Origin of the sequence: Flavobacterium mesophilum (assembly GCF_039581405.1) — a bacterium.
Taxonomy (GTDB): domain Bacteria; phylum Bacteroidota; class Bacteroidia; order Flavobacteriales; family Flavobacteriaceae; genus Flavobacterium.
In genome coordinates, this window is sequence record NZ_JBCPXZ010000003.1 from 675,904 (window position 1) to 691,151 (window position 15,248).

The following is a 15,248-nucleotide window of genomic DNA, read 5'->3' on the forward strand; positions in this document are numbered from 1 at the left end:
GAATTATGAAAAACCGAATTACATATCTTTTCTTCATCGGTTTTTTAGGGATTCTGGTTTCTTGTGGTACTTCGAAATCAAAAAATCATCAGCCGGATATTTCGAACTTTAATGCCGCAAAACCTGTTGTCACAAAAGTTTCTGATAGCGTTTTTATTTCAGGAAATAATTCTCTTTTAAAAAATAAACAAGGCCTTTGGGAACTTTATGTCGAAGGTGATCCTTTAGAAATAGGACTGAATACCGGTGCTTTGTCTGATTCACTTTTACAGAGACAACAACAAATATTTTTCTCCAAAATCAAAGATTTAGTTCCGTCAAAATTTGAGCAAAAACTATTGCGTCATTTCTTAAAATGGTACAACCGTAAATTATATGCCAATGTTCCCGACGAATATCAGACCGAGATTTTTGGTGTTTCACAATATACCTCGCACGATTTTGACAACATTGCACCACAATATCAGCGCGGTTTGTACTTGCACGCGGCGCACGACATTGGGCACGCTTTACAGGATTTGGCTTTAGTTGGCTGCTCGTCATTTGCCGCTTGGGGCGAAAAATCAGAAGATGGAAATTTGATTTTGGGCCGAAATTTTGATTTTTATGTCAACGATGCTTTCGCAGAAAATAAAATCATTGCCTTTATTAAACCTGAGCAAGGTCACAATTTTATGATGGTTTCCTGGCCCGGAATGATTGGTGCAGTTTCTGGAATGAATCAGCAAGGTTTGACGGTTACGATTAATGCCGCAAAATCAGAAATTCCGTTGAGCGCCAAAACACCAATTTCTATTTTGACTCGAGAAATTTTACAACACGCACAAAATATTGAAGAAGCAATTGCGATTGCAAAAAAAAGAAAAGTATTTGTTTCCGAATCTATTATGGTAGGAAGCGCTCAAGACAACAAAGCCGTTTTAATTGAAGTTTCTCCAAAAAAAATAGACGTTTTTGAAGTCCCAAATAGCAATCAATTAATTTGTTCTAACCATTTTCAGAGTGACTCTTTTAAAAATGACAAACGAAATAAAACGCAAATCGCCGAAAGTCATTCTGAATATCGTTTTGAAAGAATACAGGAACTTCTTTCGGAAAACCAAAAAATAAACCCAGAAATTGCTTCAGAAATTCTTAGAAATAAAAATGGCCTACATGATATTCCGCTAGGTTTTGGAAATGAAAAAGCGCTGAATCAATTAATGGCGCATCACGGAATTATTTTCAAACCAGAACAAAAACTCGTTTGGGTTTCGGCAAATCCGTATCAATTAGGAGAATTCGTTTGCTATAATTTGGATTCTATTTTTTCTTCCAAAAAAACAAATACCGCAATTTCATTTGCAGAAGCAAATTTGAATATTGCCAAAGATCCTTTTTTAAAGACAGAGGCGTTTCAAAACTATAAAAAATTTAGAAATGAAAATCATCAAATAGATGTTTGGTTCAAAAATAAAGAGGCAATTTCTTCTGAATTTATAAGCCATTATCAATCCTTAAACCCCGATTATTGGGTTGTATATTACAAAGCAGGGTTGTACTTTTATCAGCGAAAAGAATTCCGCGCAGCTCAGATCAATTTTGAGAAAGCGCTTACCAAAGAAATTACAACAGCTCCTGATAAAGCAAAAATTGAAAAATATTTAAAAAAACTCAAAAGAAAATTACAATGATTCCAGCAATAGAAAAAAATTCTTTAGACGAAATTAAAGTTTTTCAAGAGCATAAATTGACTGAACTTTTAGCTTATATAAGTGAGAATTCTCCCTTTTATAAAAGACTTTTTGCAGGAAGAAATATTGATATTTCGACGATAAAAAAGCTGGAAGATTTGCAATATCTTCCCGTAACTACAAAAGAAGATTTACAACAATACAACGATGATTTTTTGTGTGTTCCGCCACATAAAATTATCGATTATGCCTCAACATCAGGAACTTTGGGTGATCCGGTAACTTTCGGTTTAACTGATTCTGATTTGGATCGATTAGCATATAATGAAGCTATTTCTTTCGCTTGCGCCGGAATTGCAGAAGGTGATGTGGTTCAATTAATGACGACAATTGATCGAAAATTTATGGCCGGATTGGCTTATTTTCTTGGTTTAAGAAAATTGAAAGTTGGCGTTATTCGCGTTGGTGCCGGAATTCCAGAAATGCAGTGGGATTCGATTTTAAAATACAATCCGAGTTATTTGATTACGGTTCCTTCTTTCCTTTTGAAATTAATTGAATACGCCGAAATTCACGGAATCGATTACAATAATTCGAGCATAAAAGGTGCCATTTGCATTGGAGAATCTTTGAGAGAACAAGATTTTTCAATGAATATTTTATCTAAAAAAATCACCGATAAATGGAGCATCAAGTTGTTTTCGACTTATGCTTCTACCGAAATGAGTACGGCTTTTACAGAATGTGAACATGGAAAAGGCGGACATCATCATCCGGAATTAATCATTGTCGAAGTTTTAGATGAAGATAATATGCCGGTTAAAAATGGTGAAACTGGCGAGCTTACTTTTACCACTTTAGGAATTGAAGCGATGCCTTTGCTTCGTTTTAAAACCGGCGATATTGTACAATTTCATGATGAACCTTGTGAATGCGGACGAAATACTTTACGTGTCGGCCCGGTTGTTGGTCGTAAAAAACAAATGATCAAATATAAAGGGACAACATTGTATCCACCAGCGATGAACGATGTTTTGAGCAGTTTTGATAATATCGAAAATCATTTAATTGAAATTTCAACCAATGATTTAGGTACGGATGAAATCCTAATCAAAATTGCGGTAAAAAACCAATCTCCAGAATTTCTTCAGGAAATTAAAGATCATTTTAGAGCGAAACTAAGAGTAACTCCGAAAATAGAATTTGTTCCAAAGGAAATTCTAAATCCCATCGTTTTTAACCCAATGAGCCGAAAACCAATTCGATTTTTTGACTATAGATCTTAGTATAGGGACAAAGTTACAAAGTGACAGAGTAACAAAGGTCATGTAATTGCCTGATAAAAAAAACTTTGCAACTTTGTTACTCTGTCACTTTGCCCCTAATATCACGTCAATTCGAAGAAAAGTTGTAATTTTGCAAAAAATTATGAAGATGGTCAAGATTGGCAACATAGAATTACCCGAATTTCCTTTATTACTCGCACCGATGGAAGATGTTAGTGATCCGCCGTTTCGCAGATTATGCAAAACGCATGGAGCTGACATGATGTACTCTGAATTTATTTCATCGGAAGGATTGATTCGTGATGCTATAAAAAGTAGAATGAAGCTGGATATTTTTGATTACGAACGCCCTGTTGGAATTCAGATTTTTGGTGGTGACGAAGAAGCGATGGAAATGTCTTCTAAAATTGTTTCAACGGTAAAACCGGATTTAGTGGATATCAATTTTGGTTGTCCAGTAAAAAAGGTAGTCTGCAGAGGTGCGGGCGCGGGAGTTTTAAAAGATGTTGATTTGATGGTTCGTTTGACACAAGCCGTTATCAAAGGAACTAATTTGCCAGTTACTGTAAAAACGCGTTTAGGTTGGGATGAAAACTCAATCAATATTGATGAAGTAGCAGAAAGACTTCAAGATATTGGTGTTCAAGCTTTAACGATTCACGCTAGAACTCGTGCGCAAATGTACAAAGGCCATTCTGACTGGTCACACATTGCGCGTGTAAAAAACAATCCAAGAATTACAATGCCTATTTTCGGAAATGGCGATATCGACAGTCCGGAAAAAGCTTTAAAATATAAAAACGAATACGGAATTGACGGTATCATGATTGGTCGTGCTGCGATTGGTTATCCGTGGATTTTTAACGAAATCAAGCACTATTTCAAAACTGGAGAACACTTACCTGCTCCAACGGTTATTGATCGTGTGGAAGCCGCTAGAAATCATTTGCAATGGTCAATGGATTGGAAAGGCGAGCGTCTTGGAATTGTGGAAATGCGTCGTCATTATACAAATTATTTCAAAGGAATCCATTCGTTTAAAGAATTCAAACAAAAATTAGTTACAACTGATGTGCCTGAAGATTTATTCGCCATTATGAAAGAAATCGAACAGGTTTATGCAGGATATGAGTTTGCTTAAAACATAAAAAAGACCTTCAAAATTGAAGGTCTTTTTATTTTTATATTATGGTTTTTATTTTACCGATTCTAAAATTCTAAAGGCAATTTCATTTTGCCCTTTTTCACTATTTAAATACGCTCTATCATTATTGTTTGATAAGTAACCCACTTCTAATGTAACTGCTGGACAATTTGCGTTTTTCAAAATATAAAAATTAGCTTCTTCAATTTTACCTTTTGCAAGATTATTGCCAGAAACGTTATTGACGATCTTTTCTGCACTTTCCATCGACTTGTCACGGTACTCTTTTTTAGAAGATGAAACATACGCTTGAACACCGTTCATGTCTTTATTTTGAGAAGAATTGATATGCAACGAAATTACCAAATCTGGATTAAGATTATTAATCATGGAAACTCTGTCTTTCAATTCTATAAAATGATCTCCATCTCGCAACAGTACAACTTCAATGTTAGAATCTTTGTTTAAAGCTTTTACTTTTTTTGCAATTGTTTCGGAAATAGTTTTTTCCTGAATGCCATTAATTACAGCACCAAGATCTTCTCCTCCGTGCCCGGCATCAATTACAATTACTCTTTTTTCTTCTGCTGGCTTGAACGAAAAAAGCACAAATAAAAATACGGTACTTAGAATTCCTAAAACTTTGGTGATTGTTTTCATACTAAATTTGTTTTTGGTGTTAAGTAAATTCCAACGAAAAATTTAAGAAAATATTGCACAAAATTGGTGTTTATACTTGAACTCGTTTCCATTTTCCTCTTTTATAAAAAAAGATTCCCGTCAAGGTAATTGCAGTTTCGGCAACTGGAATGGCAATAAAAACGCCGGTTGGTCCCATATTAAAATGTTTTGCCAATACAAAAGCTAACGGAATTTGGAATAACCAAAATCCAAAGAAATTAATTCCGGTTGGTGTCCAAGTATCTCCTGCTCCGTTGAACGTATTAATCAAAACCATCCCGATTCCGTAGAAAATAAAGCCGATGCTCATAATCTGCAAAGCTTCAATTGCAATGGTTTTCACTTGTTCATCATTCGTGAAAAACGAAATAATATATTGTCCCAGTCCTAAGGTAATAATCATAATAGTAGCCATGAAAATTACATTGTATCGCGCGGTCGTATAAACGGATTTTTCAGCACGCTCGATTTGTTTGGCACCTAAATTCTGCCCAACCAAAGTTGCTGCCGCATTGCTTAATCCCCATGCAGGAAGAATGAAAAACATCATAATCCTTAAAGCGGTCTGATATCCTGCTGAACCGTGGTCGCCTCCTGTTGTTGCTACTAATTGTGCCAAGAAAATCCAGCTACAAGATGCAATTACAAACTGTAAAATTCCTGGAGCTGCGATTTTTACCAAAGCTTTTATTTGTGTAAAATCTGGAGCAAAATAAGGAAGCTTAATTTTTAAAATGCCGCTTCCAGAAAACAAATGATATAATTGATATAAAACCCCAATACTTCTTCCAATAGTAGTTGCCAATGCAGCACCAATTAATCCGAAAGCTGGAACTGGTCCAAAACCATTAATTAAAATCGGACACAAAATAATATTGCAAATATTCGCGATCCAAAGACTTTTCATGGCAATTGCTGCATTTCCTGCTCCGCGGAAAATTCCGTTTATCAAGAATAAAAGCATAATGCATAAACTAGAGCCAATCATAATCTGTGTAAATCGAAAACCGTGTTCTGCTGATTCTATAGAAGAACCCATTAAAATCAAAATATCTTTTGCATAAATAATTCCGAAAATGCTCAGAACACTATTTACTGCAAATGCGATTATAATTGACTGCATTCCCGCTTTCGCTGCAGCGACAGGATCTTTTTCTCCTATTCGTCTGGCGACAACCGCCGTGGCTGCCATACTCATTCCTATTGCTAATGAATAAATTACGGTTAATACCGATTCTGTCAAACCAACAGTTTGAATGGCAAAACTACTATGTTCTAAATGTCCAACAAAATACAAATCGACTAATGCAAAAACCGATTCCATCATCATTTCCAAAACCATTGGAATGGCCAATAGAATTACAGCTTTTTTTATACTTCCAGAAGTATAATCAAATGATTCATCGCCTTTTAAAGCTTGTTTTGTTGTGGTAAAAATTTTGGAAATAAAACTTTCCTTTATAGATGTTTCTGTCATGATAAGTTAGGATAAATGATAAAATTGTTCAGATCAGCAAACCTGAACTAAAAAGTAAAAAACGTAAGTATCCTAATTATTCTAAAAAAATAAATCAGGATTAGGCAGAAACAATCATATGCGGTAATTTTTTGATCCGATAAATATAGGAAATATTTTTCAGCCGGAAATCTTAATCTAACAGCTTTTTGCTGACACGGCTACAAGCAATTAAAGAAGCCAGAAAACCAAGAGAAATAATGGTTCCTAAAACGATAAGAATGTTTTCAATTGTAAAAACAACTGGAAAAGCCAAAGTTGGCGTAATCATAATCAACTCGTATTTCTGCTGCAACAATACTAAAATGACTCCAAGAATAAGTCCAATTATTCCACCGAAAACGCTTAGCAAAGTTCCTTGAAGAAGGAATATTTTTCGCAGATGACTAATTTCTGTTCCGAGATTAAAAAGGGTTTTTAGATTTCCTTTTTTCTCCAAAATCATCATAATCAAAGCACCAATCAAATTAAAAAGTGCCACAATGATCACCAATGTAAAAATCAAATACACCGCAATATTTTCGGTATTAAGCATTCTGTACAAAGATTCATTGAGCTGTGCACGGTTTCGAAGTGTTACTTTGTTTTTGAAGATGCTTTCTAATTGTGATCGAATTGCACTTTCATCTGCATTTTCTTTCAGATTAAATTCAAGCCCAGAAATTTGATTTGGCTTGTACATCAACAATTCTTGAACCAAACCTAAATCAGCAAAAACGTATTTGGAATCTAAATCTTCACTAATCGAATAAATTCCGACTGGCAAAACATCTGTTTTTGTAAAAGCATCTTCAGGATTTTCAATCGCTCCTTTTCCTGGCTTTGGCGCAAAAATCTGCAACGGATTTTCAAAATCCAAAACGCCTAAAGAAAAATCACGCGAAATTCCATAGCCAATAACCACCTGATATGTATCTGGTTTAAGCCATTGTCCAGTAAAAAGCTTTTTTCTAATATCATTGACTACAGGATAATTGCGGTCAACTCCTTTTAACGAAGTAACTTTTTGTTTGTCTTTAAACAAAAACAAAACGCGTTCTTCTATAATTTTGGTATAGGATACGACACCGTCAATTTTTTTGATCTGGCTTTCCTGATCTGGTGTAATCAAAAATGATTTTCCATAGGTGCTTGTCATTTTCAAATCGGGATCAATCTCGTTTGTAAACGACAAACTAAAAACCTTTAATCCACTAAAAACAGATAAAACCACAAACAAAGCCATCGTACCAGCAATAATACCTAAGCTGGCAATACGATTAATGATATTGATAGCATTGTTTTTGCTTTTGCTAAAAATATAACGTTTGGCTATGTAAAGCGGGAAATTCAATTTATGATTTTCTTCTTTTTTCTAAAAGGTCACGGTTTTCAATTGGGTTTTCTTTACCTGCAAGAGCATTGTCGATTTTTTCGATATAATCTAATGAATCGTCAATAAAAAACACCAAGTTTGGCACACGACGCAATTGCAAACGCACGCGTTGTGACAAATCATGTTTGATTAAAGTTGTATTTGTTTTTATAGCTTCTAAAGTTTCTTTTGCTTTCTCCTGAGGAAAAATGCTTAAATATACTGTTGCCACAGATAAATCTGTAGTAACACTAACTTTGGATACCGAAATTACTAAATTGCTAATTCCGTTTTTTCGCACTTCACCTTGCAAAATATCAACCAAGTCTTTCTGGATGACACCGCCTATTTTTTTCTGTCTATTTGTTTCCATACTGCAAAAATACTATTTTTAAATTCAATCGGTTAATTTCGACTCAAGATATAAATTGATTTTTCAATTAGATGATTATTTCATCCTTATCTGATCCTCATTTCTTCATTTTTAATTCAAAAATAAAATTAACTTAACTTTCTTATTTTCAAACAGTAAATCTGATAAAAGTCATATTTTTCACACTATTCTTTTTCGACCTTTGATGGAAACATTACAACCTATTTATCATGAAAAAGAGAGAACCAATTAGTCACATTATGACAAAAACCGTGGTGACTGCAAATGAAAAAGATGATTTAAAAACTGTAGTTGAAAAATTAAAGAAAAATACAATTCGTCACATTCCGATTGTTAAAGGAAAAGAAGTCGTGGGTATCATCAGCCGAACAGACATCAACCGACTGACTTTTGGAGCTTTGTTTGAAGGTCAAGAAGGCGCAGATGAAGCAATTCTTGATATGTTGACAATTTCTCAAGTAATGACGAACAAACCAAAAACAGTTCCGTCAGACATGATTATTAAAGATTTGGCCGAGATTTTTGCCAAAGAAGATTTCCACGCATTGCCAGTTGTCGATCACGACGAGCTTAAAGGAATTGTCACCACAACAGATGTTATCAAATATCTTTTAGAACAATACGATTAATCAAATTTATATTTAATAAAAAAGGGAGCATTGAGCTCCCTTTTTTTATCTATTTTGCAACCATCCTTCCGGATTCATATTGGTTGTATTTTGAAGAATCAAAAACTTAATGGTTGTTTTTCCTGTATCTCCACTGGTTCTTACTTTTCCAATACTTTGTTTCGTACTTACCTTATCACCTTTTGCAACTGAAACTGAACTTAAATTTTGATAAACTGTAAAATAATCTCCGTGCTGAATCATAACAGCTCTGTTGATTGGCGATAAAACAATTACGCTCGAAACCTCTCCTTCAAATACTGCACGGGCTGTTGCGCCTTGTTCTGTTGTGATTTCAACTCCTGAATTATGAACCGTAATTGACGGATGCAACGGGTGTGGCTGATCTCCATAACCTAACGAAACAAATCCTTTTTCAACTGGCCAAGGCAATTTTCCTCGGTTTGCTTTAAAGTCTGCTGCTAATATTTTTCCTTCTGGCGTTAAAGCAATTTTAGAAGATGAAACTGGCGCTGTTGAAGATGTAGATCCTGGATTTTCTTTTGCTCTTTCAAGGGCCGCTTTTCTATTTGCTTCAGCAATTGCTTCACGAATCAAACGATCAATTTGTCTGTCGATTCTTTTAGCTTCAGCTTGTTTGTTTCTGGTATCGGCAATAATTTTGTTTTTGTCTTTTTTAAGAGAATTAACTAATTTTTGCTGTTCTTTCTTTTCAACTTCTAAGCTTTGTTTTTCTTTCTGATTTTCAGCAATAATCTTCTTTTTAACTTGTCGCTGTCCGTCTAGTTTTGCATTAAAATCAACCAATTGAGCCGTTTTAGACTGAATTTCTAAACCTTGATTTTTTCTGTAATTTGTATATTGTTTTAAATATTGCGCTCTTTTATAAGCCTGCAAAAAACTTTCAGAAGACAAAATAAACATGGCTCTACTTTGCTCAGAACGACTTTTATAGGATTTCAAAATCATCTTCGCGTAATCAGCTTTCAAAACTGTCAATTCTTTTTTCAGCTTATTAACCTGAACTTGGTTAATGTACATGTCATTGCTTAAAATTCGCTCTTGCTTTGCAGTTGTATTAATAAGTTTCTCTTTCAGCTTAATTTTATTCGCCTGAATCATGTAAACATTTACAGCCGATTTCTCCTGTTTCTTCACAGACTGAAGCATTTTTTCATTATCTCTAATTTCCTGCTGAATTTGCGCTTTACGCTGCTCAAGTTTTTCTTGCTGTGAATCCTGTGCCCACGTAAAAGTCGTGGCACAAATAAAAATTAGGCTTAGGAGAAATTTATGCATGTTTCTGTTTTCTTTTTGCAAATTTACTTAATTATAACTTTTTTATACCCACTAGGAACACTATATGGGAAAGAAAGTTCTTCATTAAATGAAATATTATTATAATTTAAACTAATGTTTGTTTTGCCTTTTGGCTGTACCGCATTAATTTCAATATTCGTTGGAAGCGTTCCTTGATTATATGTTTTAACATCTGAATAAATAATTTCCAGATTTACATTTTCTGCCGATTGTGAAATTTCTTCCTTCTGAATCAAATATTTATCCGAATCAAGATAAAAAACCTTTTTTACTTTATCTTCTTTTTCATCTTCCAAACGGAAAAGATTTTCTACAATTGTCTGCGTATATTTTCCTTTTCTCAAATCGTCAAGAGCTTCTCCTACCAGTAAATTTTGAACTTTGCTGTAATCTAGTTCTGTTCCCAGCCATTTGCTTAAACTAGTAAAATCGCCTTCATAATAAGAACCTTTTACTTTTTCATAATAACTAACCGTTGTTGGCGTGATCAAAGCTTTCGCCATTGTGATTCCAAGAAAACGAACGCTTATTAAAATCTGTTTGTCTTTTTCGATTTTGATATCGGCCGTAACATTCTGGCTTTGCTTTTCATCTTCATATTTTGCGCTGGCTTTTATGCTTAAAGTCGAAAAATCTAACTTATTGTTATAATGTTTTTCAATTGCTTTTTTATCTTCTTTTGGCGCTTCTTCTGTTTTAGTAGTATTGTTTTGTAACGCTACAGCTTTTGATTTGCATGAAATCACAAAAACCGACAGTACTAAAACTGCTATATATTTTTTCATCTTTTACTTCTTTTGTTTTAATAACTCATTGGCCTTCAAAAAGTATTCCTCTTTTTTCTTGGCATCTCCCAAACCATTGTAAGCCTCTCCTAATTGAATATTAAAATTTGATTCCAGCGTTTTATCATCCACAACATAATCAAGTCCCATTTCTAAAACGGTTTTTGCGTTCTTAAATTGCTTTAACTGATTGTTTCCCAGTCCTGCATAATAATAAAATTGTGGCTGACTCGGATAAACTTCAATCATATTCATAGCTCTTTTTGTCATTGGCTCAAATTGTTTGGCCTTTGTATACGCTTCGAGCAGAAGCAAATTGGTTTCGCGATCAGTATCTGAATGTGCTTTTAAATCTTTTTCATAATATTTAATAGCATTTTCATACTGGCCTTTGCTGTGATAAAATTTTCCAATTTCTTTTGCAACATCTACATTTGGGTCATTGTCAAAATAAGAAATCGCTTTCTCTAAATCTGGAGCATATTGCGGATTTTTATTCACATAAATCAAAAATTCATTCAATGTGCGATGCTTGATTTTTGGATCAATTTTTGAACTTGACAAAATCACATTCATCGACTTAATTGCTTTGTCTGCTTGATTGGCATCCAAATAGGTTTTAAACAAGCTTACTTGCGCCCATTCTGAATTTGGAACTTCTTTTGCCAATTGTTTTGCGGCTTCCAAAGCTTTATCATTATCATCTGTTTTCGAATACAAATAAATCAGATTGATATAATTTGATTCTTCTTTCGGATTCTTTTTTATCTGATCGATCAAATTCGCAATCTCTGCATTTTGATATTTTCCCTGCGATAAAATCTGCATTTTGTAGCGATCACGATCTTCTGATTTTCCGAATTTATCATTCATTTCGTTTATCGCAACAAGCGCTTTATCAAATTGATTGGTAAGCATATATAACGAAATCAAATCATCTTTGTATTCTTCGTCAAAAACAATAATTTTCTGAATCGTTTCAATCGCCAACGGATAATTTTTGGTTTCATAACTTACGTCATAAATTCCAAGCCAATACCATTTGTTTTTAGGATTTAACTGTGTCGCTTTTTCAAAAGCCGTATTTGCACTTTGATAGTCTTTTAAAGCAAAATAATTTTTCCCTAATTCGAAATAAGCAACAGCATCACTAGGTTTTATTTTTATACATTTCTCTAATGATACTATAGCTTTATCATAATTTTCGATTCCTTTTTGTTTCAAAGATTCATAAAAAGCATCTTGATATTCATCTGGCACCATGGCAATATCTTCCGGTTCAGTCTGAGCCAAAACCGAATTTGAATTGCCAAGCAAAACCAAAAATAAAAGTACTAAAACGCCTTTTTTCATTCTTTTTACAATTTATTTTTTAAACCAAAAAGAATCTACTAAAACTCTTTTTTTATTCTAAAACCGAATAATCTCCAATACTGATGCTAGTAAACTTACCATCATAGCTAACGTGATTTCCAATCATCGCATTGTCTAAGTTAGCGTTTTTTATTTGAGAATAGGTTTGTATTAAGCTATTTTTAATAGAACTGTCAGTGATTCGGCAACCTTTTCCAACAGAAACATTCGGTCCAACTGTTGTGTTTTTCAAGACAACATTTTCTCCAATATAACATGGTGGAATAATCGTTGCATTTTCCAACGTAACATTATAATCAACTAAATGCTCGCCGTCGTTGTGCAAAAATCCAAGCATTCTGCTGTTTGTTTCAACAGTTACATCTTTGTTTCCACAATCCATCCATTCATCAACGCTTCCCGTTTTGAAAACTTTTCCGTTTGCCATCATGGCTTTAATTCCGTCGTTGATTTGGTATTCTCCACCATTTTGAATATTATTATCCAAAACGCCTTGAAGTTCTTTTTTCAAATCTCCCACTTCTTTGAAATAGTAAATTCCAATAACCGCTAAATCGCTTACAAAATCCTTTGGTTTCTCAACTAACTCAATAATTTCATTATTTGAATTTAATTTCACAACTCCAAAAGCTTCTGGCTGCTCTACTTGTTTTACCCAAATTACAGCATCTGCCGAAGGATCCAATTCAAAATCAGCTCTGATTAAAGTATCTGCGTAAGCGATAACTGCAGGACCAGACAAAGAATCTTTCGCACACATAATCGCATGACCTGTTCCTAAAGGTAAATCTTGACGGTAAATAGACGCTTTGGCTCCAAGACCTTTTGCCAAATCCTGTAAACTTGTTACAACATCTTCGCCAAAGAAAGCTTCGTCACCTAAAATGAAAGCAACTTCCTCGATAGGTTCTTTTAAAATTTTGGCAATATCCTCCACCAAACGGTGAACGATAGATTTTCCTGCAACCGGAATTAAAGGTTTTGGAACTGTTAATGTATGTGGTCTAAGTCTCGAGCCGCGGCCCGCCATTGGAACTATTATTTTCATTTTTATCTTTATTTTTACGGGAAGATTTTAAAAATCTTCTTGGTTTGGTTCTTATTTTTTCATTTGAAAGTACTGATTATTGAAAACTGCGACTGTGACTATTTCACGCCTGTGCTTCCAAAACCTCCAGCGCCTCTTGATGTTTCAGATAATTCTTCAACTTCAATCCACTCTGCCCTTTCGTGTTTTGCGATAATCAATTGTGCAATTCGCTCGCCATTTTCAACAACGAATTCCTCATTTGATAAATTTACTAAAATCACTCCTATTTCACCTCTGTAATCAGCATCTACAGTTCCTGGAGAATTTAAAACGGTTACGCCTTTTTTCGCTGCCAGTCCGCTTCTTGGTCTTACCTGTGCTTCATAACCAATTGGCAATTCAATAAAAAGCCCTGTTTTTACAATGGTTCTTTCTAACGGTTTTAATGTAATTGATTCTGTTAAATTAGCACGCAAATCCATCCCTGCCGAAGCAATTGTTTCGTAGTTTGGTAAGTCGTGCTGTGATTTATTTATGATCTGTATTTTCATTTGTACGTATAAAATTTTTAAATGCGGTCTTACTTTTTCTTCATTATTCCCTTAATTGTATCTTTTTCAAAATGATAAACCATATACATAAAGATTAAAAGAAGCGGAATTCCAACATAATATTTCTCTCTAAATCCGTAAAATGAAATTATTGAAAATAATATTGAAACGCCTAAATAAGCACCAATCTTGTTCATGTCATAAGGAATTGGGTAATATCTATTTCCAAGGATATAGGAAATAAGCATCATGCTTCCGTAAGCAGAAATGGTCGCAATCGCCGAACCATAATAACTGTATTTCGGAATCAAAAGATAGTTTAAAACCAAAGTTACAATCGCACCAACTATCGAAATATAAGCTCCAATTTTTGTTTTGTCTGTCAATTTATACCAAACCGATAAGTTGTTGTAAATTCCTAAAAAGAAGTTTGCCAAAATAATCAAAGGAACTACTTTCATTGCTTCCCAATAGGATTTGTCGTTAAGAAGCAAAAACTTCAAGACATCAGCAAATACGATAACTCCCAACAAAATTAGTGATCCTAAAATCACAAAATATTTCGTAATTACGGCATAAGTCTGCGGTGCGTTTTCATTTTTTGCATGACTAAAAAAGAAAGGTTCTATTCCTAATCTGAATGCTGTTGCAAATAGAACCATAAACAATCCTAATTTATAACAAGCTGAATAAGCACCAACTTCAGATTTTGCCAAATTTTCAGGAAGCAAATATCCCAATAAGATTTTATCGAAATGTTCGTTTACGGCAAATGCTAATCCGGCAACCAAAATTGGCAGTCCGTATTTCATCATTCTTCTCCAAAGTTCTGGATCGAATTTTCGCCCAAGTGAAAGATAATTTGGCGAAAGCACAATAAAAGTGGCTAGACTTGCCAAAAGATTTGCAATGAAAATATAAGCGATTTGGAAATTCTCAACATATAAATTATCCCAAATTGAATTAGGGTTTGAAGCGGCAAGTGTAGGCAAATACATTAAGAAGAAAATGTTCAGTAATAAATTTATTATCACATTTCCAATCTTGATTGCAGCATAAACCATTGGGCGCTGATTCGCTCTTAATTTTGAAAAAGGCACTAAAACCAGGGCGTCCAGGACCAAAATCCAAACGGAATAAGTAATATATTGAACATCGACTTCGGCCCAAGTTGCAAGCGTATTTCTAAAAATCAAAGCTGCAAACAAAAATCCAATAGACGACCAAAATATTGAAATCGTAGAAGTTGCGATTACATTTTTCTTGTCTTCTTCGGCACTATAGAATCTGAAAAAAGCAGTTTCCATTCCGTAAGAAAGAACAACATTAAAGAAAACCATCCAAGACAAGACAATCGACACTTCGCCATATTCTGCTGTTGGCAAAATACCGGTATATAATCTGACCAATAAAAAACTCAGCATTCTAGGTAAAACCGTTGCTAGTCCGTAAATCGCAGTTTGTTTGAATAGATTTTTATATAATCCCAAAATAATTTAATAATAAAGTTC

Annotated in this window: 14 protein-coding genes; 4 read left to right on the forward strand and 10 right to left on the reverse strand. The window is 34.1% G+C overall.

The genetic code is table 11. The features are described 5' to 3' along the window. The first annotated feature begins 5 nt into the window (after positions 1-5). From AAYQ19_RS11870 to dusB, 3 genes are all read left to right on the forward strand, one after another. Positions 6-1,673 (forward strand): C45 family autoproteolytic acyltransferase/hydrolase, encoded by a 1,668-nt coding sequence (locus tag AAYQ19_RS11870; RefSeq protein ID WP_343536501.1) that lies wholly within the window; start codon positions 6-8, stop codon positions 1,671-1,673. After that, positions 1,670-2,959 (forward strand): flexirubin biosynthesis putative acyl-CoA ligase FlxY, encoded by a 1,290-nt coding sequence (gene flxY, locus AAYQ19_RS11875; RefSeq protein ID WP_343536502.1) that lies wholly within the window; start codon positions 1,670-1,672, stop codon positions 2,957-2,959. Before AAYQ19_RS11870 ends, flxY begins: the two co-directional genes overlap by 4 nt. 148 nt (positions 2,960-3,107) lie before the next feature. Beyond that, a complete protein-coding gene (gene dusB / locus AAYQ19_RS11880; protein ID WP_343536503.1) occupies positions 3,108-4,100 on the forward strand; it encodes a tRNA dihydrouridine synthase DusB in 993 nt (330 codons plus the stop codon). Between the two features lie 54 nt (positions 4,101-4,154). On the opposite strand, the gene AAYQ19_RS11885 is transcribed toward dusB, so the two are convergent. The 4 genes from AAYQ19_RS11885 to rbfA form a co-directional block, all read right to left on the reverse strand. Next, positions 4,155-4,763 (reverse strand): N-acetylmuramoyl-L-alanine amidase family protein, encoded by a 609-nt coding sequence (locus tag AAYQ19_RS11885; protein WP_343536504.1) that lies wholly within the window; start codon positions 4,761-4,763, stop codon positions 4,155-4,157. A 70-nt stretch (positions 4,764-4,833) separates the two neighbouring features. Beyond that, positions 4,834-6,261, reverse strand: a complete 1,428-nt coding sequence (locus AAYQ19_RS11890; RefSeq protein WP_343536505.1) for an MATE family efflux transporter — start codon at positions 6,259-6,261, stop codon at positions 4,834-4,836. A 172-nt stretch (positions 6,262-6,433) separates the two neighbouring features. Then, positions 6,434-7,633, reverse strand: a complete 1,200-nt coding sequence (locus AAYQ19_RS11895) for an ABC transporter permease (RefSeq protein WP_343536506.1) — start codon at positions 7,631-7,633, stop codon at positions 6,434-6,436. Position 7,634: 1 nt separating this feature from the next. Beyond that, complete coding sequence (rbfA, locus tag AAYQ19_RS11900) at positions 7,635-8,027, reverse strand: 30S ribosome-binding factor RbfA (RefSeq protein ID WP_163409529.1); 393 nt, start codon at positions 8,025-8,027, stop codon at positions 7,635-7,637. Positions 8,028-8,257: 230 nt separating this feature from the next. Between rbfA and AAYQ19_RS11905 the strand changes: the two genes are divergently transcribed. After that, positions 8,258-8,677, forward strand: coding sequence for a CBS domain-containing protein (locus AAYQ19_RS11905; RefSeq protein ID WP_343536510.1), 420 nt, complete (start codon positions 8,258-8,260; stop codon positions 8,675-8,677). A gap of 45 nt (positions 8,678-8,722) precedes the next feature. On the opposite strand, the gene AAYQ19_RS11910 is transcribed toward AAYQ19_RS11905, so the two are convergent. From AAYQ19_RS11910 to AAYQ19_RS11935, 6 genes are all read right to left on the reverse strand, one after another. Then, positions 8,723-9,976 (reverse strand): murein hydrolase activator EnvC family protein, encoded by a 1,254-nt coding sequence (locus AAYQ19_RS11910; protein WP_343536511.1) that lies wholly within the window; start codon positions 9,974-9,976, stop codon positions 8,723-8,725. A gap of 23 nt (positions 9,977-9,999) precedes the next feature. After that, entirely contained in the window at positions 10,000-10,782 is a 783-nt protein-coding gene (lolB1, locus tag AAYQ19_RS11915) for a lipoprotein insertase outer membrane protein LolB1 (RefSeq protein WP_343536512.1), read from the reverse strand. 3 nt (positions 10,783-10,785) lie between these two features. Then, the gene (locus AAYQ19_RS11920; protein WP_343536513.1) at positions 10,786-12,135 is read right to left on the reverse strand and encodes a tetratricopeptide repeat protein; all 1,350 of its coding nucleotides are present in this window, start codon (positions 12,133-12,135) and stop codon (positions 10,786-10,788) included. A gap of 52 nt (positions 12,136-12,187) precedes the next feature. Then, positions 12,188-13,204 (reverse strand): sugar phosphate nucleotidyltransferase, encoded by a 1,017-nt coding sequence (locus AAYQ19_RS11925; protein WP_343536514.1) that lies wholly within the window; start codon positions 13,202-13,204, stop codon positions 12,188-12,190. A 98-nt stretch (positions 13,205-13,302) separates the two neighbouring features. Beyond that, positions 13,303-13,737 carry a dUTP diphosphatase gene (gene dut / locus AAYQ19_RS11930; RefSeq protein ID WP_035646609.1) on the reverse strand — a complete coding sequence of 145 codons (435 nt, stop codon included), beginning with the start codon at positions 13,735-13,737 and terminating at the stop codon, positions 13,303-13,305. Positions 13,738-13,766: 29 nt separating this feature from the next. Continuing rightward, on the reverse strand, positions 13,767-15,227 hold the full coding sequence (locus tag AAYQ19_RS11935) for a lipopolysaccharide biosynthesis protein (protein WP_343536515.1): 1,461 nt from the start codon (positions 15,225-15,227) through the stop codon (positions 13,767-13,769). Positions 15,228-15,248 lie beyond the last annotated feature (21 nt).

Bases quoted from the DNA above. Each gene is read 5' to 3' on its own strand.
- AAYQ19_RS11870 (WP_343536501.1), top strand. From the start codon at position 6: ATGAAAAACCGAATTACATATCTTTTCTTCATCGGTTTTTTAGGGATT.
- flxY (WP_343536502.1), top strand. From the start codon at position 1,670: ATGATTCCAGCAATAGAAAAAAATTCTTTAGACGAAATTAAAGTTTTT.
- dusB (WP_343536503.1), top strand. From the start codon at position 3,108: ATGGTCAAGATTGGCAACATAGAATTACCCGAATTTCCTTTATTACTC.
- AAYQ19_RS11885 (WP_343536504.1), bottom strand. From the start codon at position 4,763: ATGAAAACAATCACCAAAGTTTTAGGAATTCTAAGTACCGTATTTTTA.
- AAYQ19_RS11890 (WP_343536505.1), bottom strand. From the start codon at position 6,261: ATGACAGAAACATCTATAAAGGAAAGTTTTATTTCCAAAATTTTTACC.
- rbfA (WP_163409529.1), bottom strand. From the start codon at position 8,027: ATGGAAACAAATAGACAGAAAAAAATAGGCGGTGTCATCCAGAAAGAC.
- AAYQ19_RS11905 (WP_343536510.1), top strand. From the start codon at position 8,258: ATGAAAAAGAGAGAACCAATTAGTCACATTATGACAAAAACCGTGGTG.
- AAYQ19_RS11910 (WP_343536511.1), bottom strand. From the start codon at position 9,976: ATGCATAAATTTCTCCTAAGCCTAATTTTTATTTGTGCCACGACTTTT.
- lolB1 (WP_343536512.1), bottom strand. From the start codon at position 10,782: ATGAAAAAATATATAGCAGTTTTAGTACTGTCGGTTTTTGTGATTTCA.
- AAYQ19_RS11920 (WP_343536513.1), bottom strand. From the start codon at position 12,135: ATGAAAAAAGGCGTTTTAGTACTTTTATTTTTGGTTTTGCTTGGCAAT.
- AAYQ19_RS11925 (WP_343536514.1), bottom strand. From the start codon at position 13,204: ATGAAAATAATAGTTCCAATGGCGGGCCGCGGCTCGAGACTTAGACCA.
- dut (WP_035646609.1), bottom strand. From the start codon at position 13,737: ATGAAAATACAGATCATAAATAAATCACAGCACGACTTACCAAACTAC.